Source organism: Nocardia puris (assembly GCF_036051655.1).
In the GTDB taxonomy this organism is placed as follows: Bacteria; Actinomycetota; Actinomycetes; order Mycobacteriales; family Mycobacteriaceae; genus Nocardia; species Nocardia puris.
Genome location: NZ_CP107943.1, coordinates 6,836,285 through 6,858,684, shown reverse-complemented (window position 1 = coordinate 6,858,684; position 22,400 = coordinate 6,836,285). Strand labels below are relative to the sequence as shown.

Annotated in this window: 20 protein-coding genes; 10 read left to right on the top strand and 10 right to left on the bottom strand. The window is 70.5% G+C overall.

The genetic code is table 11. The features are described from left to right. Positions 1 to 50: 50 nt before the first annotated feature. The 8 genes from OHB21_RS31860 to OHB21_RS31825 all read right to left on the bottom strand — a co-directional run bounded on the left by OHB21_RS31860 (position 51) and on the right by OHB21_RS31825 (position 6,845). Positions 51 to 1,403 carry a cytochrome P450 gene (locus OHB21_RS31860; RefSeq protein WP_067510950.1) on the bottom strand — a complete coding sequence of 451 codons (1,353 nt, stop codon included), beginning with the start codon at positions 1,401 to 1,403 and terminating at the stop codon, positions 51 to 53. A gap of 182 nt (positions 1,404 to 1,585) precedes the next feature. Next, entirely contained in the window at positions 1,586 to 2,149 is a 564-nt protein-coding gene (locus OHB21_RS31855) for a TetR/AcrR family transcriptional regulator (protein WP_195124535.1), read from the bottom strand. Between the two features lie 254 nt (positions 2,150 to 2,403). After that, complete coding sequence (locus OHB21_RS31850) at positions 2,404 to 2,790, bottom strand: carboxymuconolactone decarboxylase family protein (protein WP_067510952.1); 387 nt, start codon at positions 2,788 to 2,790, stop codon at positions 2,404 to 2,406. Beyond that, the gene (locus tag OHB21_RS31845) at positions 2,787 to 3,692 is read right to left on the bottom strand and encodes an NAD(P)-dependent oxidoreductase (protein WP_195124424.1); all 906 of its coding nucleotides are present in this window, start codon (positions 3,690 to 3,692) and stop codon (positions 2,787 to 2,789) included. Before OHB21_RS31845 ends, OHB21_RS31850 begins: the two co-directional genes overlap by 4 nt. Then, on the bottom strand, positions 3,689 to 4,438 hold the full coding sequence (locus OHB21_RS31840) for an SDR family oxidoreductase (protein ID WP_067510954.1): 750 nt from the start codon (positions 4,436 to 4,438) through the stop codon (positions 3,689 to 3,691). Before OHB21_RS31840 ends, OHB21_RS31845 begins: the two co-directional genes overlap by 4 nt. 46 nt (positions 4,439 to 4,484) lie before the next feature. After that, complete coding sequence (locus tag OHB21_RS31835) at positions 4,485 to 5,954, bottom strand: aldehyde dehydrogenase (RefSeq protein ID WP_195124423.1); 1,470 nt, start codon at positions 5,952 to 5,954, stop codon at positions 4,485 to 4,487. A gap of 324 nt (positions 5,955 to 6,278) precedes the next feature. Further along, positions 6,279 to 6,518 carry a hypothetical protein gene (locus OHB21_RS31830; protein ID WP_067510956.1) on the bottom strand — a complete coding sequence of 80 codons (240 nt, stop codon included), beginning with the start codon at positions 6,516 to 6,518 and terminating at the stop codon, positions 6,279 to 6,281. A gap of 102 nt (positions 6,519 to 6,620) precedes the next feature. Continuing rightward, positions 6,621 to 6,845, bottom strand: a complete 225-nt coding sequence (locus tag OHB21_RS31825) for a helix-turn-helix transcriptional regulator (RefSeq protein WP_067510957.1) — start codon at positions 6,843 to 6,845, stop codon at positions 6,621 to 6,623. Positions 6,846 to 6,991: 146 nt separating this feature from the next. On the opposite strand from OHB21_RS31825, the gene OHB21_RS31820 reads away from it, so the two are divergent. The 5 genes from OHB21_RS31820 to OHB21_RS31800 all read left to right on the top strand — a co-directional run bounded on the left by OHB21_RS31820 (position 6,992) and on the right by OHB21_RS31800 (position 11,828). Next, positions 6,992 to 8,323, top strand: a complete 1,332-nt coding sequence (locus tag OHB21_RS31820) for a Scr1 family TA system antitoxin-like transcriptional regulator (protein ID WP_084537845.1) — start codon at positions 6,992 to 6,994, stop codon at positions 8,321 to 8,323. 177 nt (positions 8,324 to 8,500) lie between these two features. Beyond that, positions 8,501 to 9,283, top strand: coding sequence for an NAD(P)H nitroreductase (locus OHB21_RS31815; protein WP_232331797.1), 783 nt, complete (start codon positions 8,501 to 8,503; stop codon positions 9,281 to 9,283). 64 nt (positions 9,284 to 9,347) lie between these two features. Further along, positions 9,348 to 10,316 carry an ABC transporter ATP-binding protein gene (locus tag OHB21_RS31810; RefSeq protein WP_232331798.1) on the top strand — a complete coding sequence of 323 codons (969 nt, stop codon included), beginning with the start codon at positions 9,348 to 9,350 and terminating at the stop codon, positions 10,314 to 10,316. A 3-nt stretch (positions 10,317 to 10,319) separates the two neighbouring features. Next, positions 10,320 to 11,114 carry an ABC transporter permease subunit gene (locus OHB21_RS31805; protein ID WP_195124422.1) on the top strand — a complete coding sequence of 265 codons (795 nt, stop codon included), beginning with the start codon at positions 10,320 to 10,322 and terminating at the stop codon, positions 11,112 to 11,114. Positions 11,115 to 11,192: 78 nt separating this feature from the next. Further along, complete coding sequence (locus OHB21_RS31800; RefSeq protein ID WP_067510992.1) at positions 11,193 to 11,828, top strand: hypothetical protein; 636 nt, start codon at positions 11,193 to 11,195, stop codon at positions 11,826 to 11,828. A 141-nt stretch (positions 11,829 to 11,969) separates the two neighbouring features. On the opposite strand, the gene OHB21_RS31795 is transcribed toward OHB21_RS31800, so the two are convergent. After that, a complete protein-coding gene (locus tag OHB21_RS31795) occupies positions 11,970 to 12,560 on the bottom strand; it encodes an Rv1733c family protein (RefSeq protein ID WP_067510960.1) in 591 nt (196 codons plus the stop codon). Positions 12,561 to 12,752: 192 nt separating this feature from the next. Here OHB21_RS31795 and OHB21_RS31790 point away from each other — a divergent pair, with 192 nt between their 5' ends. The 5 genes from OHB21_RS31790 to OHB21_RS31770 all read left to right on the top strand — a co-directional run bounded on the left by OHB21_RS31790 (position 12,753) and on the right by OHB21_RS31770 (position 21,531). Continuing rightward, complete coding sequence (locus tag OHB21_RS31790; protein WP_067510961.1) at positions 12,753 to 13,718, top strand: Acg family FMN-binding oxidoreductase; 966 nt, start codon at positions 12,753 to 12,755, stop codon at positions 13,716 to 13,718. Between the two features lie 110 nt (positions 13,719 to 13,828). Next, positions 13,829 to 14,689, top strand: a complete 861-nt coding sequence (locus tag OHB21_RS31785; protein ID WP_067510993.1) for a universal stress protein — start codon at positions 13,829 to 13,831, stop codon at positions 14,687 to 14,689. 77 nt (positions 14,690 to 14,766) lie between these two features. Then, positions 14,767 to 17,457, top strand: a complete 2,691-nt coding sequence (locus OHB21_RS31780) for an HAD-IC family P-type ATPase (RefSeq protein ID WP_195124421.1) — start codon at positions 14,767 to 14,769, stop codon at positions 17,455 to 17,457. After that, positions 17,457 to 18,209: an SDR family NAD(P)-dependent oxidoreductase gene (locus OHB21_RS31775; RefSeq protein ID WP_195124420.1), complete on the top strand. Its 753-nt coding sequence runs from the start codon at positions 17,457 to 17,459 to the stop codon at positions 18,207 to 18,209. Before OHB21_RS31780 ends, OHB21_RS31775 begins: the two co-directional genes overlap by 1 nt. 91 nt (positions 18,210 to 18,300) lie before the next feature. Further along, complete coding sequence (locus OHB21_RS31770) at positions 18,301 to 21,531, top strand: beta-phosphoglucomutase family hydrolase (protein WP_067510964.1); 3,231 nt, start codon at positions 18,301 to 18,303, stop codon at positions 21,529 to 21,531. Positions 21,532 to 21,615: 84 nt separating this feature from the next. Here the strand turns inward: OHB21_RS31770 and OHB21_RS31765 are convergent, their stop codons facing one another. Continuing rightward, positions 21,616 to 22,371 (bottom strand): methyltransferase domain-containing protein, encoded by a 756-nt coding sequence (locus OHB21_RS31765; RefSeq protein ID WP_195124419.1) that lies wholly within the window; start codon positions 22,369 to 22,371, stop codon positions 21,616 to 21,618. Positions 22,372 to 22,400 lie beyond the last annotated feature (29 nt).

Genomic DNA, 22,400 nt, shown 5'->3' with positions numbered 1-22,400 from the left:
TCAGCTCCGCCCGATCGATGTCCGGGGTGGGCAGCAGGCCCGCGCGCCGGCTAGCGCGAGCGCCTGCGGTAGCGGACGCGGCAGGGCTGCTGCAGCTGCACCACCATCTTCGAGTGGTCGTTGCGGTAGGTGTCGGAGGGCTGGGCCATCTCGAACTCCCAGTCGCGCAGGAGAATGCAGAAGATCGCCTTCATCTGCATGAGCGCGAACGCCGCACCGACACACCGGTGCCTGCCCGCCCCGAACGGAATCCAGGTCCAGCGGTTGATCACGTCGGCCTGATTCGGGTCGATGTATCGGCCCGGGTCGAAGGCGTCGGGATCGGGGAAGCTCTCGGGGAGCCGGTTCGACACCGCCGGTGTGGCGGCGACGAGATCGCCAGGGGCGATGCGATGTCCGCACACCTCGAACTCACCCCGGGCCACGCGCATCAGGACGATGAGCGGCGGATGCAGGCGCAACGTCTCCTTGAGCGTGGCCTCGAGTCGTGGAATCCGTCGCAGCGCACGGAAATTCACCTCGGTGTCGTCGGCGAACAGGCTGTCCAGCTCCGCGACGACCTCGGCCATCACCTCCGGGTGGCGCAGCAGTTCGATGACCGTCCACGCCGCGGTGCCCGAGGTGGTGTGGTGCCCGGCGAACATCATGGAGATGAAGATCCCGGTGATCTCGGAGGCGGAGAACCGGGGCGCGCCGGCCTCGTCCTTGATCGAGACGAGGACATCGAGCATGTCGCGGTCGTCCTTGCCCCGCGGGGGATGCGCGATCCGGTCGTTCATGATCTCCTGCACCAACTCCACGAGCTTGCGCCGGGATTCGTCGCGCACGCGGAAGCTCTCGATCGGCAGGTACGGGTCCACGTAGGCGAGGGCGTCGGTGCCGCGTTCGAGGTCGTGGTAGAGGCGTGCGAAGCGGCTGTCGAGCTGCTCGCGGAACTTCGTGCCGATGAGGCAGGCCGAGGAGGTGTAGATCGTCAACTCGGCGAAGAACTCCAGCAGGTCGATCTCGCCCGACTCACCCCAGTGCTCGACCATCCGGTCGACCTCGCGGGAGATCGTGGCGGCGTGGCCCCGCATGTGGTCGGCGCGCAGCGCCTGGTTGTGCAGCATCTCCTTGCGGCGCTCGGGGCTGGCGTCGAACACGACGCCTTCGCCGAAGATCGGCTTCATGAAGGGATAGGCGGCCTGCTGGTCCAGGTCGTCGTCGGAGGACCGGAAGAAGAACTCGTTGGCCTCGTCGCCGGAGAGCAGCACCACGTCGCGCCCGGCCAGCTCGAACACGCCGACATCGCCGCACTCCTCGCGGACCCGCCACATCAGGCCGATCGGATCGACGCGCATCTCCTCGAGGTGGCCGTGCTCGTGCTCGCCGCCGGACACGCGCTGTGGCTTCAGAAGCGTCATCGAAGACCTCTCAATCGTCTGGCTCGGACTTCCCGCGGCCGTGGCCGATCGGGTCGTAGCCTCGTATAGACACCTGTCCAGACGGTACTACAATCCGGGGGGTGTCGCAATGTCGCGCAGAGTCGAACGGGCGCGAAAAAGCCGCCCCATTTTCGCGGGGCGGCCGCTGATTCTCTGTGCTGTCAGCGCAGGAGCAGGCGCGTGGTCTTTTCGATCCGGTCGGCCATTTCGTTGTACGTTCCGTAACCCATGCCCGCACGTACCAGCGCGCCCGCGTACAGCATTTCCAACGCCTCGAGAATATGGTCGTCGGGGTCCGGTCCCATGGCCTCGGCGATGCGATGCCGAATCTCCAAGCCGATGCGCACCCGTAAATGGGCGACGTCGGGATCCTGGCCGAGCAGCGCGCTGGTCACCGCGCCCGCGAGTTCGCTCTCGCCCCCGACGACGAGCGAGACCTGCCGCAGGGCCGCGACCACGCGATCGGCGCTCGTCTGCTCCCGGGTGTACTCGAGGTGGGGTGCTTGTAGCAAGCGCCGCCAGAACACTTCGGCGACAAGGTGTTCCTTGGAGGAGAAGTACGTGTAGGCCGTGGCGGTGCCCACGCCGGCCGCCGCGGCGACCATCCGTACCGTGAGGCCGGCGTAGCCCTCGCGCTCGAGCACCTCGATGGTGGCCTTCGTCAGCCGGTCGACCGTGTCGGCCTGCTTCTCGGTCAGGCGCCGCCGCGTGGCTTCGAGAATCACGGAATCGGAATTGTTTTCGGACACCATTCCATGGTAGTCGGAGAAGTTGTGAAACGGCAAGCCACACGCATTCCGCGCGCTATTTCGGTTGCCTTTGTTCACGGCGATATCCGTCCGTGCAGAAACCCGCGCGGATGGACATCACCGGCGATCCGGTCGCTCTAATTATCGGGTATTCTGCGGCGCGGTCGTGTTGTCCGAACCCAGGTCGCCGAGTTTGCCCGCCGAGGGTGAATCCCGCTGGGTGCCGCCTGCTATTTCGGTCGTCGCATCTGCGGTTGCCCGCCTTTGCGGACCCGGTCCACGACGGTGCCGATCGTGGTGTCCAGGCGGGTGCCGTTCGGCCAGCCGACGTAGTGACACAGGAACAGCGCGATCTCGCGCAGCTGCTCCTCGGTCAGCTCTTCGTTGTGCAGGGCCGCGTGGATCTGGATCTCCGCGGTCTCCATCCGGCCCTGGGCGGTGAGCACGCCGAGCAGCAGCAGTCTGCGGTCGCGGTCGGTGAGTCCCGGGCGGTTCCAGATCTCGGCGAAGAGGTGGTCGACGGTGGTGGCGAAGAAGGCGCCGTCGATCTCGGGCGGTTGCCAGCCGTAGACCTCCTTCATCCGGGCCAGTCCGCGGGCGCGCGCGTCGTCGGTCATCGGGGTGCTCCGTTCGGTTCGGTGACGGGGGAGGCGTCGAGGCCGAGGCCCTCGGCGAGGCGGATCAGCCCGAGCCGGGCCAGCGGCAGGTCGAGCCCGAGTCGGTCACCGAGCGCCAGCGCCAGCCCGAGATCCTTCTCCCCGAGGTCGCGGACGTGGGACATGATCGGCAGCCAGGAATCGCCGGGTGTGAGTGCGGCGGTGGTGTCGCGCCACAGGATGGCGCCGGGCCCGCCGGTGACCGCGTCGGAGTGCCGGACGACCTCGCCGAGGCGGCGGATGTCGAGACCGGCGGCCTCGGCGAGCCGCGCGGCCTCGGTGGCGGCGGCGAAGGAGACGAAGTGCAACAGGTTGCGCGCCAGCTTCATTCGCGTCCCCGCGCCCACATCGCCGGCGTGCACGATCAGGTCGGCCCAGAGCCGGAAGGGGTGGCGGACGGCGGCGAAGGCGGTGTCACTGCCGCCGACCATGACGGCGAGCCGCCCTTGCGTCGCGCCCGGCGCGCCACCGCTGACCGGGGCGTCGACCAGGTCCACGCCCTGGGCGCGACAGAGTTCGGCGAGTTCGATCGCCGTGCTGTCGGCGATCGTGGAGTGCACGGCGACGACGGTGCCGGCTTTCGCGCTGCGCAGGATGCCGTGCTCACCCGCGACCACATCGCGGACCTGGGTGTCGTCGAGGACGGTCACCGAGATCACCGACGCGGTTTCGGCTACCTCGGCCGGTGTCGCGGCCACCGTGGCCCCGGCCGCCGCGAACTTCTCCGTCGCTTCCGGGCGCGCGTCGCACACCACCAACCCGCCGGGCCAGTCGGTCAGCCGCCGCGCCATCGGCGCACCCATGTTGCCCAGTCCGATGAACCCCACCCGCACGTCGGCGCCTTCCTCGGCCGCGGCGTTCATGACCGGATGACCTGACCGCCGTCGATATTGAAGATCTGGCCGGTCACCCAGCTCGCCTCGTCGGAGAGCAGGAACAGGCACGCGCCCACCAGATCCCGCGGTGTGCCCATCCGCTTGAGCGGCAACCGCTGCACCATGTCCGACACGATGCTCTTCGGCGTGATGGTCTTGGTCGCCTCGGTGTCGATCGGGCCGGGTGCGATGGCGTTGATCCGGATCTTCGAGCCGCCGAGTTCGTGGGCGAGTTGCTGGGTGAGACCGTTCACCCCCACCTTCGCCAGACCGTAGAAGCCGGAATACACCCAGGCGGCGGTGGAGGATTGGTTCACGATGGAGCCGCCGGACTTGGCCATGATCGGCCACACCGCGCGGGTCACGTTCAGCGCGCCGTCTAGGTTCACGCTCATGAACCGCTTGTAGTAGTCCCAGGGGACGGTCAGCAGCAGATCCAGTTTCATTGCGCCGTAGATCGCGGCGTTGTTCACCAAATGGTCGATGCCGCCGAACTTCTCGGCGGTGAAGGCCGCCAGCGCGACGGCCGAATCGGGGTCGGAGACGTCGACCTCGTGGAAGGCCGCGGTGCCACCGGCCGCGGTGATCTCCTTGGCCACCGACTCGCCCGCCTCGGCGTTGATATCGGCCACCACCACCCGGGCGCCCTCGGCGGCAAGCGCTTTGGCGTACTCCGCGCCGATGCCCTGCGCGGCGCCGGTGACGATCGCGGTGCGATCGGTGAAACGTTTCATGTCGACGTTCTCCTCGAAAAGTGTTGGGGCCGTTGTGATGTGCCGGTCAGGCCGGGTAGGCGACGAGCTTGGTCTCGAGATATTCCTCGAAGCCGGCAACGCCCATCTCGCGCCCGATGCCGGACTGCTTGTAGCCGCCGAAGGGCGCATCGGCGGCGTACCAGGTGCCGCCGTTCACGCCGAGCGTGCCGGTGCGGATGGCGGAGACCACGCGGTCGATCCGGTCGGGATCGGTGCCCCACACCGCGCCGGACAGGCCGTAGGGCGAATCGTTGGCGATGCGGATCGCGTCGTCGTCGTCCTCGTAGGGCAGGATCACCAGCACCGGGCCGAAGATCTCCTCCCGGGCGACGGTGGCGGCGTTGGAGACCCCCGCGATCAGCGTCGGTTCCACGAAGAACCCGTCGCCGCCGTCGGCGGGCCGCCCGCCGCCCACCACGATCTCGCCGCCCTCTTTCCCGGCGAGCGCGAGGTAGCGTTCGACGCGGTCGCGCTGCCGCTCGGAGATGAGCGGTCCGCACACGGTGCGGGGGTCGTCCGGGTCACCCGCCCGGATGCCGCCCAGCGTTTTCGCGGTGGCCGCGAGGGCTTCCTCGTACCGCGAGCGGGGAACGAGCAGGCGGGTGCACAGCGCGCATCCCTGGCCGGCGTGCACCGACACCGAGAAGGCCGCCATGCTGCACGCCGCCTTGATATCGGCGTCGTCGAGCACCACGAACGCGGACTTGCCGCCGAGTTCGAGGAACACCTTCTTGATCGTGTTCGCGGCCGCGGCCATGACCGCCTTGCCGGTGCGCGTGGAACCGGTGAACGACACCAGATCCACGCGCGGGTCCTCGCTCAGCAGCGCCCCGACCTGGTGGTCGGAGGAGGTGACGACATTGAGGACGCCGGGCGGGATGTCGGTGTGCTCGGCGGCCAGCGTGCCCAAAGCCGCTGCGCACCAAGGAGTATCGGGCGCGGGCTTGAGGACGACGGTGTTGCCCGCGGCCAAGGCGGGACCGATCTTGGCGAGGTTGATCTGGTGCGGGAAATTCCACGGCGTGATCGCCCCGACCACGCCGACCGCCTCCCGGCGCAGCTGCCTGCGGGTGCGCAGGCCCATCGGCTCCGCGATCGGGAGATCGGTTCGCCACGAATAGGTTTCGGCGAGATCGGCGAAGAAGCCCAGATCGGCCACCGGCCCCTCCAGATGCGGGCCGGAGGTCAGCATCCGGGGCGCGCCCACCTCGGCGATGGTGATCTCGCGCAGCTCCTCGACGTGCTCGGTCATCGCGTCCCGCAACTGGCGCAGGCACCGCGCGCGGAATGCCGGATCCGTCGACCAGTCCGTCTCGTCGAACGCCGCCCGCGCGGCCGCGATCGCCGCACCCATGTCGTCGGCGGTCGCGTCCGCCGCCGTGCCCAGGTGCGCACCGGTCGCCGGATTGATCGTCGCGAAAACACCACCCGACCCCTCGAGCAGCTTGCCGCCGATCAGCAGTTTCGTGCCGTCGGCGGGGCGCAGATCACTCATTCCCGTGTCTCCCTCAATGTCCGGACAGGTGTCCGGACTATATTTCAGCCTTGGGTCCGGGCGCAAGGGGATGGCCAACGCCTTCGGCGTATTGCCTGGCATTCAGTACCGGCACCACACGCGTGGGTGGGGGGATCTTCGGGTCAGCGGGAGCGGGCCGGATTCGAGGAGGGCGGCCCGGCCTGCCGAGGCTGTGAGAATGCGCTGGTGACGGGCCTTCCGGCGCGGACGGGAGGAGATGCGGGTGCCCATCGATTCGCTTGCCCGACAACGGGATTCCGATTCCATCGGACGGCGCCGCGCGATCTGGACGCCGGGGTCTCGTCACTTCTTCTGGATCAGGATCCTGATCATCGTGAGGCCCATGACCATCGTGGCGGTGAACGCACCCGCGGCCGCGGCCATGGTGTGGAGCACGGCGGCGTGGCTCGCGGTCCAGATGAGCGCCGTGATCAGCCCGGCGATCGCGGCTATCAGGGTGGCTACCGCGAGGCACCAGAGACGAAAGGCCTGTTGCTGTTTCGAATGATCGCGGCGTTGGGGCCGCGTGCTGTTGCGTGCCATGACCTGTGCTTTCGAAGCGTGGTTGAGCGTTCGCGGGAATGAGGTCTGTCGTGCCGCGTGGTGCGGCGGCCGTAGGGGGTCCGAGTGGACGGTGGGGCGGTCTCAGTCGGAGTCGCGCTCGGTGGTGATCGCGTTGAGCTCGACGTCGAGGGCCCTGGCGATCCTGCGTGCCAGATCCAGAGTGCAACCGCGCCGGCCCGACTCGATGTTCGCCAGATGCGACGGGGCGACCCCGGCCTGTCGAGCTAGGTCGGCGCCGGAGAGTCCTGACTTCGTGCGGATGGCTCGGATAGTCGCTCCGACGCGGGTTGCATCCTGCAATGCCATGTGTGCATCGTAGCCAGGAAGTGGCAGGACTTGCCACATTGAAAAGGAAACTGCTGTCACCAAATCGTGACGTACTGGTCAAAGTAGGTGGTTGAAGTCGGAGGCTATTCCTTGGCGTCAGCGCGAGCGGGTGGCATAGTGTGCCCATGGGAGCAGCCGAGGACTGTGATTGGAAGCGGCTGGCAGATCGGGTGGTGGTTCGCCGCGAGGAGCTCGATCTGCGCACACGTCACCAGCTCGCCGAACAGACCGGGTTGAGCTACCGCGTGCTGGGCGACTTGGAGCGCGGCAGCCGGGGGGTTTCCGAAGGCACGCTCGCGATCGTCGAGCAAGCTCTGGGCTGGATGCCGGGCAGCGCGAAGTCCGTCCTCCACGGTGGTGAACCCACCATTGCCGGACAGTTGCCGCCGGCGCGAGGTGGCGGTGAACCGTCCGCGATGCGAGCTGGCAGTGCGGCTTTGCGGTTGATGAACGCGGTGTCGGAGGGCAGTGACGCCGCCAAAGGCGTCCGATTGGCCGAGACGATCTCGGACATAATCGGGTCACTGGGCGCGGGGGATGTCCATGATCCCGCCCCGAGTGCCCACGGCGGACGTGCGGCCGCTCACGAGGTGGGAGGCAGTGAACGCAGGCTTCGGCAAGCTTTGGGCTCGTACATCCGGCATCTGCGTGAACGCCGGGGGCTCACCGAAGAGGTCGCGATCGAGATGCTGGACTGCTCACCCGATCATCTGCGCCGGCTCGAGGACGGCCACGCAGAGCTGGACGATCTGACGATTCCGCGGATCTTGAAGGCCTACGGCGCCGACGACTCCGACTTTCGTGCCGAACTGATGTGGCTCACCGCCGCGTTGACCCGTTCCGGATGGTGGACGCAGTACGACGATGTCGTACCCAAATGGTTCGAACAGTACATCGGTCTCGAGCAGCAAGCCGAGTCGATACGCACGGTCGAAATGGCTTTCGTGCCCGGACTTCTGCAAACCGCCGACTATGCGAGCTGGGTCCTGCGCGCGTCTGGAGTCGGCGAGGTGACCCAGCGGGTCGAAATGCGGATCGGGCGCCAGAATGTCCTGTTCGGACCGTCTCCTCCGAAACTGTGGGCGATTCTCGACGAAGGCATATTCAAACGCGTCACCGCGCGGCCCGAGGTGATGCTGGAGCAGATCGAACACCTGCTCTACATGGCGGGCAAACGAAACGTGACCATCCAGATCCTGGCGTGGAAGGGGGCACCCGCCCTGACCGCGGAGTCGTTCAGTCATCTGCGATTCGGCTTCTCGGAGACCGTTCCGGACCTGGTCTACATCGAACAGTTCACGAGTGCCGTGTACATCAGCCGGCGAGACCACATCGCCGCGTATTCGGCACTGATGGACAGGTTGGGTGTCGCGGCGCTCTCGCCGGAGGACTCGATTCTCTACCTGCGGCGGTTGAAGAAGAGTTATGCGGCCCGGCAGAGCAGGGGGACGTCGTAGCTCCGCTGCTGTGCACCGGACGTGTCGGAAGGCCCGCGTAGGTGCGTGGGGAGGCGAGTGGTGACGTCGGCGCGATAGACCGATCGGGCGGAAGTCCCCCGGGAAACGGCCGTTCTGCTCTGTCGCCGGCGGCACGGCGCGGGGCAGCGTGGGGGAATGGATGGAGACCGGCTCGCGGTGTCTGTGGATCACGTGCTCACGCTGGCGATCCGGGCGCCGTCGGTGCGGAATTCGCAGCCGTGGCGGTTTCGCGTGGACGGGCCGCTGGTGCACGTCTACCTCGACCCCGCGCGGGTGGGGTCCGGCTCCGGTGCCGACCGGCGGGACGCCGTGCTCAGTTGCGGTGCGGTGCTGCATCATCTGCGCATCGCGCTCGCGACGCACGGTCGTTCGGCGATCGTGCGGCGGTTGCCCGATCCCGCGGACCCGGCCCATCTGGCGACGGTGCGTCCGGTGCGCAGCGAGCCGACCATGACCGCCACGGCGCTGGCCGCGGTGATCGGCTCGCGGCGTTCGGACGTGCGGTGCTATCGCAGTGCGCCCGGTCCGCCGGGGTGTTCGGGACTGCTCGCCGAACGGGCGGCGGCCCACGGGGGAGTGCTGCGCGCGGCCGGGGGCGAGGGGTCCGAATGGCTCACCGCGAGCGTGCGGGCGCTGGTCGGTGCATGCGACCGGGCGGATCTGCTGGTGCTCGGTACCCCTGGCGACGATCCGCTGTCGTGGTTGCGGGGCGGTGAGGCGCTGAGTTCGGTGCTGCTGACAGCGGCGAATCTGGGTTTGGCCTGCTGTGTGCTGACGGAGCCGTTCGGCGATGCGGCGCTGCGCGATCGAGTCGGTGCCGAGGTCTTGGGCGGGTCGTCGTCGGCGCAAGCCATCGTCAGGATCGGCTCCTGCCCCGACGAAACCCAGCCGTTGCCGCCGACCTCTCGGCGGGCGCTCGGTGAGGTTCTCGACCGCTGACTGCTGGGCCGGACCCGATGTCGGGGCGCCGGATCGAAACCGGGGCCCACGGACCGTCACCTCGGTGACCTTCTTCCCTGCCGAGCGCCTGCTCGCGGGCGGGATGCTCAGCACAGTCCGTCCGCACCAGGGAGTTCACCTCATGTCAGCCGTGATCGCCGCCGAGGCGCTGAGCAAATACTTCGGGAGACATCCCGCGGTGATCGACCTCGACCTCGACATTCCGCCGGGCGTCGTCTTCGGTTATCTGGGCCCCAACGGCGCCGGGAAGACCACCACCATCCGGATGCTGGTCGGCCTCTCGCGCCCGAGTTCGGGGCGCGTGCTGATCGGCGGCGCCGACGCGGTGCGCGACCGTGCCGCCGCGCAGCACCGGATCGGTTACCTGCCAGGACAATTCGTCGCCTACCCGGATCTCACCGCGCGCGAATATCTCGGCTATCTGGCGCACCTGCGCGGCGGGGTCGACCACAAGGCGGTGACCCGCCTGGCCGAGCGCCTCGATCTGGACACCGGCGGCCGGATCGGTGCGATGTCGCACGGCAATCGGCAGAAGGTGGGGCTGGTGCAGGCGTTCATGGCCGAACCGGAGGTGATCGTGCTGGACGAGCCGACGACCGGTCTGGACCCGCTGGTGCAACGCGAGTTCCAGGCGATCGTGCGTGAGGCGCGCGAGCGCGGCGCCACCGTCTTCCTCTCCTCGCACGTGCTGTCGGAGGTGCAGGCGGTGGCCGACACCGTGGGCATTCTGCGGCAGGGCCGGCTCGTCGAAGTGCGGGCGGTCACCGAACTCACCGCCCGCGCCCTGCACCGGCTCCGGTTCGAGTTCGCCGGAACACCGCCGAACGCGGCGATTGTGCGCGCCCTCGACGGCGTGCGCACGGTGCGTGTCGAGGGCCGCACCGCGCACGTGGAGATCGAAGGGTCCACGGCGGAGCTGCTGAAGGTGGTGGCGCCCCACGACGTCGTCGACATCACCGGACACGAGCCCGATCTCGAGGACGTGTTCTTGACCTACTACGGGCGGGAGTGAACCGTGCTGCGGACCGTCTACCTGAAATCGTTGCGCGACCAGCGCCGCGGGCTGATCGGTTGGAGCCTGGGCATCGTGCTGCTCGTCCTTGCCGAATGCGCGCTGTGGCAGTCGTTCTCGGAGATGACCGGCATCGAGGAGTTCCTGGCGAGCTATCCCGAGCCGTTGCGCGAACTGTTCGATCTGGACGCGTTCACGACCGGAACGGGGTTCCTGAACGCCGAATTGTTCAGCATGCTGATCCCGGTGCTGTTCCTGGTGTTCGCCATCGCCAGGGGCGCGCGCGGCGTCGCCGGTGACGAGGAGCGCGGCACGCTGGAAGTGGTTCTGGTCAACGGTGTTTCGCCCGTGCGGCTGGCGCTCGAGCACGCCGGCGCGTTGGTCACGGCCGTCGCCGCCCTCGGTGTCGTGCTGTTCGGCGCGGTGCTCGGATTCGGCGCCGTGTTCGGTCTGGGCATCGCGGTGTCGGGCGCGGCGAGTGGTGCGCTGGCCATGGTGCTGCTCGGCGTCGAATTCGGCCTGCTCGCGCTGGCGGTGGGGTCGGCGACCGGACGCCGGGTGGTGGCGCTGGCCGTCGCGTCGGTGTTCGCGGTCGCGGCCTACGTGCTCTACGTCGCGAGCAAATTGGTCGAATCGATGGGCGGCTGGGGACCGTGGTCGCCGTTCCATCAAGCGCTGGAAGGCGGGCCGCTGGGCGCGGGTCTGCCGTGGGCGTACCTGTGGTTACCCGTCGCGGGCACGGCCGCGTTGCTGATCGCGCTGCCGGTGTTCGACCGCCGCGACATCACCGGAGTCTGAGCGATGTTCCCGACCGGAAGGAAGACCGATGGACCGGCCACCGGCACCCGTGAGCACCTATGTCGGCAGGCGCTCACCATGAGAGGGCGCTGGGTCGTCGCCGCGGCGGCGATCGGTGGTGCTGTCGCACTGCATCTCGGCCCCGGCCGGCGCTACTACGCGACGTGGGGTGCTACCGAGGAGGAGACCGTGCTGCGCCTGCCCGGCGACGAGATGCTCCCGGACGCCGATCTCGTCACCACCCGTGCCATCGGCGTCCGCGTGCCGCCGGCGGCGGTCTGGCCCTGGCTGGTCCAGTTCGGCCCCGGACGCGGCGGGGCGTACACCTACGACTGGATCGAGAACCTCTTCGGACTGGGGATGCACAGCGCCGACGAGATCCTGCCCGAATTCCAGAGCCTGTCGATCGGCGACTCCTTCGCGCTCGGGAAGAACGGTCAGCGGATGTGGGTGCGCGTCCTCGACCCTGAACGCTGCCTGGTGTTCGGGTCCGGGGACGGCACCTGGATCTGGTCGTTCGCGCTGCGCGGGGGCGCGGAGGGGACGCGGCTGATCAGCCGGAACCGGATCCGCACGCCGGGCCGCTCGGCGATCGCCGCGATCCTCTACGCGGCGTTCATGCCCGCCGCCAGCCTGGTGATGGAGCGGAAGATGTTGCTGGGCATCAAGAAACGCGCGGAGCGAACAGGCGCCGGCGGGCTGATCTCCCTGTGATGCGAGCACTGTCCGTGCCCGGTGCGCCCGGCCGCCGCCGGGGCGGGCATCGTCGGCATGGCATCGCGCCGCCGGAGCGGTCCGGATGTCCGGTGTCCGTCCGGTTCCGCATCGCGCGGACCACGGGGCGGTGTGGTGTCGCTAGCTTTCGCCGCTGACCGAACGGTCCATCAGCGCCCACTCGCGCTCCCACTGTCGAGCGTGCCGCCGATCCGACAGCAGTGTCGTGCCGTGCCACACCCCGGCCGCGAGGGCCACGCTCGCGGCCCACAGCAGGATCGTGACGCCGATGCCGTTGAACACCGCGGCCGCGGGGCCGCGCGGTGGTCGCGTGGGCGTTCCGTCGGCACCGAGCCAGACCGGGATCGTGTCGCCGAGGCCGGTGCCCTCGGGCACGGTGACGGTGGCCTCGGTGGCGTGGCCGTCCGCGTTCCAGCGCGCCTTCGCGCGGTACTCGCGCGTCTCGGTCCACACCGGCTCGGAGGTCACCGATGCCTCGACGGTGGTGACGCCGGCGCGCTCGGCCCGGATGCGCTGTGCGTCATCGGTGTAGACCTGCGTTCCGATCGCCATCGCGACGGGTAGTGCCACCAGGACGATGCCCACCAGCACCGTCCGCACCAGGAACTCCATCCGGTCCGATCCGCGCAGCAGCGGACTGGCGTTCCACGGGCGGGTACACCACCAGAGCGGGGCCGGTCCGCGGCTTCCGTGGTTCTCGGCGTCGATCATGACCGATCCCTCTCGAGCGACGTCCGTTCTCCGACGAGCGTCGCGCGCGCGGGAGGGTGCCGGCCAGGGGCGAAGGCCATCGCTGACGGTGCGCCAACGGCCTCGCGGTGGGGGTCCTGTGGCCCTGCCGCAGCGCCTCGGGAGCGGCGAGACTGGTTGTCGTCCACTGTCCGCCCGGACCGGGGAGGCGTGATGAACCGGAGCGTTCCCGACGACGCCACCGTGCGCGCCGTTGTCGCGCGCGCGAATCGGGCACCGTCGCTGCACAACAGCCAGCCTTGGCGCTGGCGGTGGAACGGTGTCCGCCTCGCGTTGGCTGTCGATACCGGCCGATTGCTGCCCGGGACCGACGCCTTCAACCGGCAGGGTGTGCTCGGCTGCGGTGTGGCACTGCACCACGCGGTGACGGCGATGACGGCCATGGGGTGGCGGCCGGTAGTGTCGCGTTTCCCGGAGCCGGCCGACCGGGCCCACCTGGCTTCCCTCGAATTCCGCGGCCGCACCGAAGTTTTCGACGGCGATGTGGAGCTGGCCGACGCGATCGAGGCCCGCTGTTCCGATCGCGCGCCGTATGCCCACCCGGAACAGTGGCCGCGGCTGCTGCCGGTGCTGTTGGAACTGTGCGCCCGCCACGACACCCGGCTGCTGCCGATCGCCGACGCCGAGTGCGCGGCCCTGGCCGAAGTGGCGTGGACCGCTTCGGCGTTGCGCCGGCGCGATCCGGTCTACCAGCACGAGATGACCTGGTGGCTCGGTGGCGGCGAACCGGGTTCGGGGGTGCCCGCGGCGGCGCTGCCGCATCGCGAGGACGGCGCCCGGGTCCCGCTCAACCGCGAATTCCTGCCGGGGACAAGCGATTCCGGGCCGGAACGCCGAGACGGTGCGCGGATCGTCGCGCTCGGCACCCGCGACGAGAGCGCGGAATCGCTGCTGGCGGGTGGCGAAGCACTGTCGGCGCTGCTGCTGGAATGCACGGTCCACGGCCTGTCCACCTGTGTCATGAGCCATCTGACCGAACTGCCCGCCGCCAGGGCGAAGGTCGTCGAGGTGATCGGCGACCCGCACCCGCAGGTCTTCGTCCGCATCGGCAGGTCCACCGCGCCGCGGCCGCCGCGCACGCCGCGCCGCGACGTCGACGATGTCCTCACCACGGAGTGAGCCGGACACGCCTGACCTTCGGCACCCCGATCGGGGACCAACAGCACACGCCGGGAGCCGTGATCGCCTCCTACGCTTCGGATATCGACCACAGCGAAAGGGCGAAAACAATGTCGACCCATCACGATCTGCCGGTAGTCGTCGGCTGCGACGGCTCGTTCCCCTCCCTCGACGCGGTGCGGTGGGCCGCCGCCTACGCCGCCGAACGCAAAGCGCCGCTGCGCATCGTGTACGCGATCGGCATGGCGGCGGAGTTCGGGCTGCGGGCGCCCTACGCGCCGGTGGACGACGAATACGAGCGCGCCGAGGGTGAGGCCGTGCTCGCCGACGCGCGCGTGGCCGCCGAATCGGTGGGGGAGCCCGGCCTCGGCGGTGACATCGGTACCGAACTCGTCCGGGCAGCCGCCATACCGGCTCTGCTCGATCGCGCCGAGCACGCCCGCCTGGTGGTGAGCGGCACCCGTGGCCACGGCGCCTTTCTGCGTGGACTGCTGGGGTCGACCAGTTCGGCACTCGCCCGCCACGCCCGGTGCCCGGTCGCGGTGGTCCCCGGGCCGGGACAGGACTCGGGTCCGGTCGTGGTCGGTGTCGACGGATCGCGGCACAGTGCGCTGGCGATCGAGATCGCCTTCGACGAGGCGGAGCAGCACGGCGCCGAACTGGTGGTAGTGCACGGCTGGTCGGAGGTCTTCCGCTACGCGCCCCGCACCGAACTCCAGCGCGAGGGCGAACTCGTGGTGTCGGAGAGCATCGCCGGGTATGGCGAACGCTATCCCGAGGTGAAGGTCCGGCGCGTCGTGGTCGAGGAGCGGCCCGCCCGCCGGCTGCTGAGCGAGGGCGAACGCGCGCGCCTGATCGTGGTCGGCAGCCACGGGCGCGGCGGCTTCCCGGGGATGACCCTCGGATCGGTCGCGCAGGCCGTGGTGCACGGCGCGACCGTGCCGGTGATCGTCGCCCGCGAGCCCTCCTGAACCGGCGTCCGGTCCTCGACCGGGTGTCACGAAGCGGGGCCGAGCCGCTCCGACGAGGCGAAGGGCGAGGTGGAGCGATGATCACGCCGGCACCGGAGGCGGCCCACCACGAGCTGGCCGCCCACGAAGTGGTGCTGTTGCTGGAGAGCGATCCGCACCGCGGGCTCTCCGAAGGCGAAGCGGCGCAACGCCTGCTGCGGTTCGGGCCGAACGCGCTGCCGGGCACCGAGACCGCGGGCCCGGTACGGCGGATGCTGCGGCAATTCCACCACCCGCTGATCTACGTCCTGCTGGCCTCGGGCGCGCTGACCGTCGGCCTCGGTGAGTACGTCGACGCCGCGGTCATCCTGGGCGTGGTGGTCGTGAACGCCGTCGTCGGCTACCTCCAGGAGACGAAGGCCGAGGCCGCGCTGGAAGGGTTGCGGTCGATGTTGCGCACCCGCGTCACCGTGGTCCGCGAGGGCCGTCGCCACCGCGTCGACTCCGCCGATCTGGTCCCCGGCGATCTGGTGCAGCTCGAGGCGGGCGACAAGGTGCCCGCCGACCTGCGCCTCGCCCGATCGGCGGAGCTGCGGGTGAACGAGTCCGCGTTGACCGGCGAATCCGCGCCGGTCCGCAAACACGACGGTGTGCTGTCCGGGGCGCTGCCGGTGGCCGATCGCCGCAACATGGTGTATTCGGGCACGCTGGTCACCACCGGAACCGGCGCGGGGATCGTGGTCGCGACCGGCACCACCACCGAACTCGGCGAGATCCACCGCCTGGTCGGTGCGGCACACACCCTGGCCACGCCGCTCACCCGCAAGCTCGCCGAGTTCAGCCGGATCCTCACCGCGGGCATCCTCGCGCTGGCCGCGGCCACTTTCGCGGTGGGCCTGCTGCGCGGCCAGGACACACAGGAGACGTTCGTGGCCGCGATCGCGCTGGCGGTCGCCGTGATCCCCGAGGGGCTGCCCGCGGTCGTCACCGTCACCCTCGCGATCGGTGTCGCGCGAATGGCGCGGCGGCACGCGGTGATCCGCAGGCTGCCCGCCGTCGAGACGCTGGGCAGCACCACGGTGATCTGCTCGGACAAGACCGGCACGCTCACCGAGAACCGGATGACGGTCACCGCCGTGTGGACGCCCACGCGGCGCTACGAGGTCACCGGATCCGGCGGCACACCGCTGGGCGGTCTGCGGACCGGGGACGGCGCCCCCGTCGGCGCCGACGACGATCGAGCCCTGCGCTGGTCGCTGCTGGCCGGGGCGGCGTGCAACGACGCCGCGCTCACCGAGCGCGACGGCCGCTGGCAGCTCGTCGGCGATCCGACCGAGGGTGCGATGCTGATGGTCGCGGCCAAGGTGGGGCTGTTCCCCGGCGAGGTGCGGCGACAGTGGCCGCGCGCGGCGGTGATCCCGTTCAGCTCCGAACGGCAGTACATGGCGACACTGCACGCCGACGGCGCGGGCGGCCACGTGGTGCTGGCCAAGGGGTCGGTGGAGCGAATGCTGGAACTGTGTGGCGCGCAGTTGGATTCGGCGGGCCATCGCGAGCCGCTGGACCGCGAGGCGACGCTGCGCGCGGCGACGGACCTCGCGGGCGAGGGACTGCGGGTGCTGGCGACGGCCGTGCGATCCGACGCGACCACCCGGGCGTTCGCCGAGGATGCGCTGCCCGGCACGTTGGTGCTGACCGGCCTGCAGGCCATGCACGATCCACCGCGCGCGGCGGCGCGGTCCGCGATCGAGGCGTGCCGCTCGGCGGGCATCACCGTCAAGATGATCACCGGTGATCACGCGGTGACCGCGGCGGCCGTCGCCGAGCGCGTCGGCCTGCTCGACGCGCCGGGGCCGGGCGCCGTGCTCACCGGAGCCGAACTCGCCGCGCTGCCTGCGGGCGATCTGCCGGCGGCGGTGCGGCGGGCGAGCGTGTTCGCCAGGGTCTCGCCCGAACAGAAACTGCGCCTGGTCGAGGCGTTGCAAGCCGCGGGCGAGGTCGTCGCGATGACCGGCGACGGCGTCAACGACGCGCCCGCGCTGCGCCAGGCGGGCGTCGGCGTCGCCATGGGCCGCGGCGGCACCGAGGTCGCCAAGGACGCGGCCGACATGGTGCTCACCGACGACGATTTCGCCACCATCGAGGCGGCCGTCGAGGAGGGGCGCGGCGTCTTCGACAACCTCACCAAGTTCATCACCTGGACGTTGCCCACCAACGTGGGCCAGGGCCTGGTGGTGCTGGTCGCGATCCTGCTCGGCCTGACCCTGCCGATCCTGCCCACCCAGATCCTCTGGATCAACCTCACCACCGCGGTCTTCCTCGGGCTCGCGCTGGCCTTCGAACCCAAAGAACCCGGCATCATGGCCCGGCCACCGCGCACGCCGGACGCGCCGTTGCTCACCCGGGCGGTGGTCGTGCGCATCGCGCTGGTCTCGACGCTGCTCGTGGCCGGTGCGTGGTGGCTGTTCGAATGGGAGTTGAGCCGGGGCGCGAGCCTGCCCGAGGCCCGCACCGCGGCGGTGAACCTGTTCGTCGTGGTGGAGACCTGCTATCTGCTCAGCTGTCGTTCGCTGCGCCGATCCGCCTGGCGCACCGGACTTTTCACCAACCGGTGGGTGGTGGCGGGCATCGCCGCGCAGGCGGCGGCCCAACTGGCGTTCACCTATCTGCCGGTCATGAACACCATCTTCGACACCGCGCCGATCGGCCCGGACGCGTGGTTGCGCATCGGAGCGCTCGCGGCCGTCGCCTCGGCGGTGGTGGCGCTCGACAAACGAAAGGGAATGTGATGTCCGACAACAACTCTCTCGATCTGCGCGAACGCAGCGCCGTCGTCACCGGCGGGGCGCGCGGCATCGGCGCGGCCACCGCGCGCGCCCTGGCCAAGACCGGGGTGGGCGTGGTGGTGGCTGACATCCTCGACGCCGACGGCCGCGCCACCGCGGCCGATATCGGTTCCGGCGCGGCCTATCACCGCCTCGATGTGACCGACGAGGAGCAGTGGCGGCGCGCCCTCGACGACGCCGAGGCCGAGTTCGGTCCGCTCGCGGTCCTGATCAATAACGCGGGCGTGCTGGCCTCCGGCGCGATCGACACGCAGGCGCCCGCCCTGTTCCGGCACGTGCTGGAGGTGAATCTCATCGGCGCCTGGCTCGGCATGCACCTGGCGGCGCCCCGGCTGCGCGCCGCGGGCGGCGGCGTCATCGTCAACGTCTCCTCCACCGCGGGATTGCAGGGATATCCCGGCATCGGCGCGTACGCCGCGTCCAAGTGGGGCCTGCGCGGACTGACCAAATCGGCCGCGCTGGAACTCGGGGCGGCGGGCATCCGGGTGTGCTCGGTGCACCCCGGGCCCATCCACACGGCGATGACGGCCGACTTCGACCCGGATATCGCCGCGGCGCAACCACTTCCGCGTTTCGGGGAGCCCGAGGAAGTGGCCGCCATGATCCGGTTCGTCGTCACCGAGGCGACGTTCTCGACGGGGTCGGAATTCGTCCTGGACGGCGGGGCGACCGCCGGTCAGCAGCTCACCGTGTGAGGGACCGGATGCACCCGAACGCGAGACCCCCGCGGGCGCCGACGGCGAGAGCGGCAGCATTGCCGTGACACCACACCGCGCGCGGGCCGAGATGAGACTCGAGCACCTGCCCGGCCCGGCGGGACGCACCGCCGACGGCTTCGGTGCGGTCGTATTCGACATGGACGGCGTGGTCACCGACACCGCCGCCACGCACGCCGCGGCCTGGAAGGCGCTGTTCGACGAGGCGCTGCCCCGCCTGGCCGCCGCCGCGCCCCCGTTCGACATCCGGGCCGACTACCGGCCGTACGTGGACGGTCGCGCCCGCGAAGACGGGGTGCGCGCGTTCTGCGCCGCGCGCGGGCTCCCCCTTCCGGAAGGCGACCCGGACGACGATCCGGGCGCGCTCACCGTGCACGGCTTGGCGAAACGCAAACAGCGGCTGTTCGCGGCCGAACTGGCGCGCACCGGCGTGCGCGTCTTCCCCGACGCGGCGGCGCTGCTGGAATCGCTGCGAGCCGCGCACGTGCCCACCGCCCTGGTGACCGCCAGCCGCAACGCCGCCGCCGTGCTGGACGCCGCCGGACTGACCACCCTGTTCACGGTGCGGGTCGACGGCACGGACGCCGAGGCCATGGGGTTGCCGGGCAAACCCGATCCGGCGCTGTTCCTGGAGGCGGCGCGCAGGCTGGGCGTCGAGCCCGCCGACACCGTGGTGCTCGAAGACGCCGAGGCCGGGGTGCGCGCCGGCGAGGCCGGCGGCTTCGGATTGGTGGCGGGCGTGGACCGCGCGGGGGCGGGCGCGCGCCTGGCCGCGGCGGGAGCCGACGTCGTGGTCACCGATCTCGCCGATCTCGCCTTGGCGCCGCGCCACCCCGGCGGGCCGGGCACCCGGTGGGGCGGTGGCGCGGCCGGCGACGTGCCCGGCGGGTGGAATCTGATCTACGACGACTTCGTGCCCGCGGCGGAGACCACACGGGAAGCGTTGTGCACCACGGGAAACGGCTACTGGGCCAGCCGCGGCTCGGCGACCGGTGGCACCGCGGGCGCGGTGCACAACCCCGGCACCTACCTGGCCGGGGTCTACAACCGCGCGATCGCCCGCATCGACGGCCGCGTGGTCGAGATCGAGCACCTGGTGAACGCCCCCGACTGGACGCACACCACGATCAGGCCCGACGGCGGAGCGCCGCTGACTCCGGACTCGCCCGCCCTGGTGGGCCACCACCGCGACCTGAACCTGCGCGCGGGCGTCCTCACCACCGTCGACCGCTACCGCGACGACCGCGACCGCGCGACCACGGTGACCACGCGCCGGTTCCACTCCGTGGCCGAACCGCACCTGGCGGTCATGGAGGTCACCGTCGAGGCCGACAACTGGTCGGGCACCGTGTGTTTCGGCGTGGGAGTGAACGGCGGGGTGCGCAACCGCAATGTCGCCGCCGACCGCGTGCTGGGCGGCGACCACCTCGCGCCGGGCCGCCACCGCGCGCTCGATCGCGACACCCTGCTCTACGAAACCTCCACTCTCCGTTCCGGAGTCGCGCTCGCGTTCGCGCTGCGCACGCGCACCGAATCGCGCGTGCTCGCGCGCACGGCACGGGACGACCCACTGTGCCCCGGCACCGAGCTGGAATTCGAGATCCGCCCCGGTGCGGCGGTTTCGGTGGAGCGCGTGGTCGCGGTCGCGACCTCGCGCGACCGTGCCGTCGCTACCGCCGCCCTCGCGGCCGCCGATCGGATCGCCCGCGCGCCGCGCGCGGCGGCGATCCTGGCGGCCCATGTCTCGGCCTGGGCGGGGCTGTGGGGGCGCTTCGGCATCCGGCTCGGCGGCGATCTGCGGCATCGGCTGGCGCTGAACCTGCACGTCTTCCACGTGCTGCAAGCGACCGCCGCCGCCGGGCCCGATCTCGACGCGGGGATGCCCGCCCGCGGGCTGCACGGCGAGGGGTACCGAGGTCACATCTTCTGGGACGAACTGTTCGTCTACCCGATCCTCACGCTGCGCAGGCCCGAACTCACCCGCGCGTTCCTGCGCTATCGCGCTCGCCGGCTCGACCGCGCCCGCGACGCCGCGCGCGCCGAAGGGCTCGACGGCGCGCTGTTCCCTTGGCGGAGCGGCAGCGACGGCCGCGAGGAATGCCCCACGGAGCTGCTGAACACCCGCACCGGGCGGTGGATGCCCGACCGCTCGCATCGCCAGCGCCACATCGGGCTCGCCGTCGCCTACAGCGTGTGGCAGTACTACCAGAGCACCGCCGACGACCGCTTCCTGCTCGAGCACGGGGCGGAGCTGATGATCGAGGTGGCGCGGCTGTTCGCCGGGCTCGCCGTGCACGATCCGTCCGAGGACCGCTTCGACATCACGGGGGTGATGGGTCCCGACGAGTACCACGACGGCTACCCGGACCGGTCCGAACCGGGGTTGCGCAATAACACCTACACCAACGTCCTCACCGCCTGGGTCCTCGCCCGCGCCGGGGAGGTGGCGCGGCTGCTGGACGGCTGGGATTGCGCGCCGCTGCGGGAGCGGTTGCGGTTGCGCCCCGAGGAACCCGCGCGCTGGGACCACATCAGCAGGCGCCTGCGCGTTCCCTTCCACCGCGACGGCATCGTCAGCCAGTTCGAGGGCTATGAGGATCTCGCCGAATTCGAGTGGGACGCTTACCGATCCCGGTACGGCAATATCGAGCGCCTCGACCTGATCCTGCACGCCGAGGGCGACACCACCAACCGCTACAAACTCTCCAAACAGGCCGACGTGCTCATGCTGTTCTACCTGTTCTCCGCCGAGGAGCTGCGCCACGTCTTCGAGCGGCTCGGATACGCGCTGCCGCCGGAGCTCATCCCGCGCACCGTGCGGTACTACCTGGCCCGGACCAGCCACGGGTCCACCCTGAGCAGGCTGGCGCACGCCTGGGTGCTCGCGCGCACCGACCGCGCCGCGTCGTGGACGTTGTTCACCCGCGCGCTGGACGCGGACCTGGCCGACACCCAGGGCGGCACCACCCGGGAGGGCGTGCACATCGGCGCGATGGCGGGCACCGCCGACATGGTGCTGCGCTGCTACGGCGGCATCGAGACCCGCCACGATATGCTGCGCCTGCACCCGGTCCTGCCCGTCGAACTGCGCGAGGCGGAGTTCACGATCGCCTACCGCGGCCAACTGCTCGGCGTGCGCGTCACCCACACCGAAGTCCGTCTCGACCTGCACCCCAGCAGCGCCGAGCCGATCCGGGTGTGCGTGGAGGACGAAGAGCGCGTGCTCGGCGCGGGACAGAGCTGGACCGTTCCCCTGTTGCCGCGCAACGCTTTTCCCGAGAACGCGGACCGACCGGAGTGAGGTCGGGCGGGCGCCGGCGTCCTCCTGGCTCCCTGCCTGCGGAATGTGTTGTGGATGAAGGAATTTCGTGCGCGAGGCGCGATCTCAGCGTTTGGTCGCGACCACCGTCTGCGCGAGTCCGCTGAGCGTACGGTCGGTCGCGCCGAATCCGGCGTTCTCGAGGTAGCCGGTGATCTCGTCCGGGTCGAACATGGTGACGCCGCTGAGTTTCTCCCACGCGGGGTGGCGCAGGAGGGGGCCGCGGGCGGCGCTGGTGACGATGACCAGGCGGCCGCCCGGCCGCAGCACGCGGGCCATCTCGGTGATCGCGCGGACCGGCTCGTTGATCAGATACAGGGCGGCCAGGCAGCTCACGGCGTCGGCCACGCCGTCGGCGAAGGGCAGGTGCTCGGCGTCGCCGCGCACGTAGGCGACGGTGGGGCCGGAATTGTCGTGGACGGCGCGGCGCAGCATCTGGTGGGAGGCGTCCACGCCGACGGCCAGCCCGTCCGGGGCCACGCCGGTGCCGAACCAGCCGGTGAAATTGCCGGGGCCGCAACCGATGTCGAGCAGCGTGTCGCCGGGGCGCAGCCGCAGCAAGCCGGAGATCCTGGCCCGCTCCGAATCCCGTCCGGAGCCGATCGCTCCGGCGAGCAGGCGGTAGCCGAGCGGGCGCGCGAGCTGATACCCGGCCGAGTAGACGCTGGTGCGCATGAGCCGCTGGGCGACGCTGTGCACCGGGGGCGCGCTCGCGCCGAGCGTGTCCGTGTACCCGTGCCGGGTGAGCACGACGCGGGTGCAGCGGCGCGGGTCGAGCAGCGCGGTGAGGCGGGCCGTGGCGCCGGGAGCGGGTCCGGTCATGATCGCGACCTCGTGGTTCGGGGGAATTC

Coding starts and splice junctions, on each gene's coding strand:
- OHB21_RS31795 (WP_067510960.1), bottom strand. CDS start 12,560: ATGATCGACGCCGAGAACCACGGAAGCCGCGGACCGGCCCCGCTCTGG.
- OHB21_RS31835 (WP_195124423.1), bottom strand. CDS start 5,954: ATGAGTGATCTGCGCCCCGCCGACGGCACGAAACTGCTGATCGGCGGC.
- OHB21_RS31850 (WP_067510952.1), bottom strand. CDS start 2,790: ATGACCGACGACGCGCGCGCCCGCGGACTGGCCCGGATGAAGGAGGTC.
- OHB21_RS31825 (WP_067510957.1), bottom strand. CDS start 6,845: ATGGCATTGCAGGATGCAACCCGCGTCGGAGCGACTATCCGAGCCATC.
- OHB21_RS31765 (WP_195124419.1), bottom strand. CDS start 22,371: ATGACCGGACCCGCTCCCGGCGCCACGGCCCGCCTCACCGCGCTGCTC.
- OHB21_RS31830 (WP_067510956.1), bottom strand. CDS start 6,518: ATGGCACGCAACAGCACGCGGCCCCAACGCCGCGATCATTCGAAACAG.
- OHB21_RS31845 (WP_195124424.1), bottom strand. CDS start 3,692: ATGAACGCCGCGGCCGAGGAAGGCGCCGACGTGCGGGTGGGGTTCATC.
- OHB21_RS31775 (WP_195124420.1), top strand. CDS start 17,457: ATGTCCGACAACAACTCTCTCGATCTGCGCGAACGCAGCGCCGTCGTC.
- OHB21_RS31860 (WP_067510950.1), bottom strand. CDS start 1,403: ATGACGCTTCTGAAGCCACAGCGCGTGTCCGGCGGCGAGCACGAGCAC.
- OHB21_RS31790 (WP_067510961.1), top strand. CDS start 12,753: ATGAACCGGAGCGTTCCCGACGACGCCACCGTGCGCGCCGTTGTCGCG.
- OHB21_RS31780 (WP_195124421.1), top strand. CDS start 14,767: ATGATCACGCCGGCACCGGAGGCGGCCCACCACGAGCTGGCCGCCCAC.
- OHB21_RS31800 (WP_067510992.1), top strand. CDS start 11,193: ATGAGAGGGCGCTGGGTCGTCGCCGCGGCGGCGATCGGTGGTGCTGTC.
- OHB21_RS31785 (WP_067510993.1), top strand. CDS start 13,829: ATGTCGACCCATCACGATCTGCCGGTAGTCGTCGGCTGCGACGGCTCG.
- OHB21_RS31840 (WP_067510954.1), bottom strand. CDS start 4,438: ATGAAACGTTTCACCGATCGCACCGCGATCGTCACCGGCGCCGCGCAG.
- OHB21_RS31770 (WP_067510964.1), top strand. CDS start 18,301: ATGAGACTCGAGCACCTGCCCGGCCCGGCGGGACGCACCGCCGACGGC.
- OHB21_RS31820 (WP_084537845.1), top strand. CDS start 6,992: ATGGGAGCAGCCGAGGACTGTGATTGGAAGCGGCTGGCAGATCGGGTG.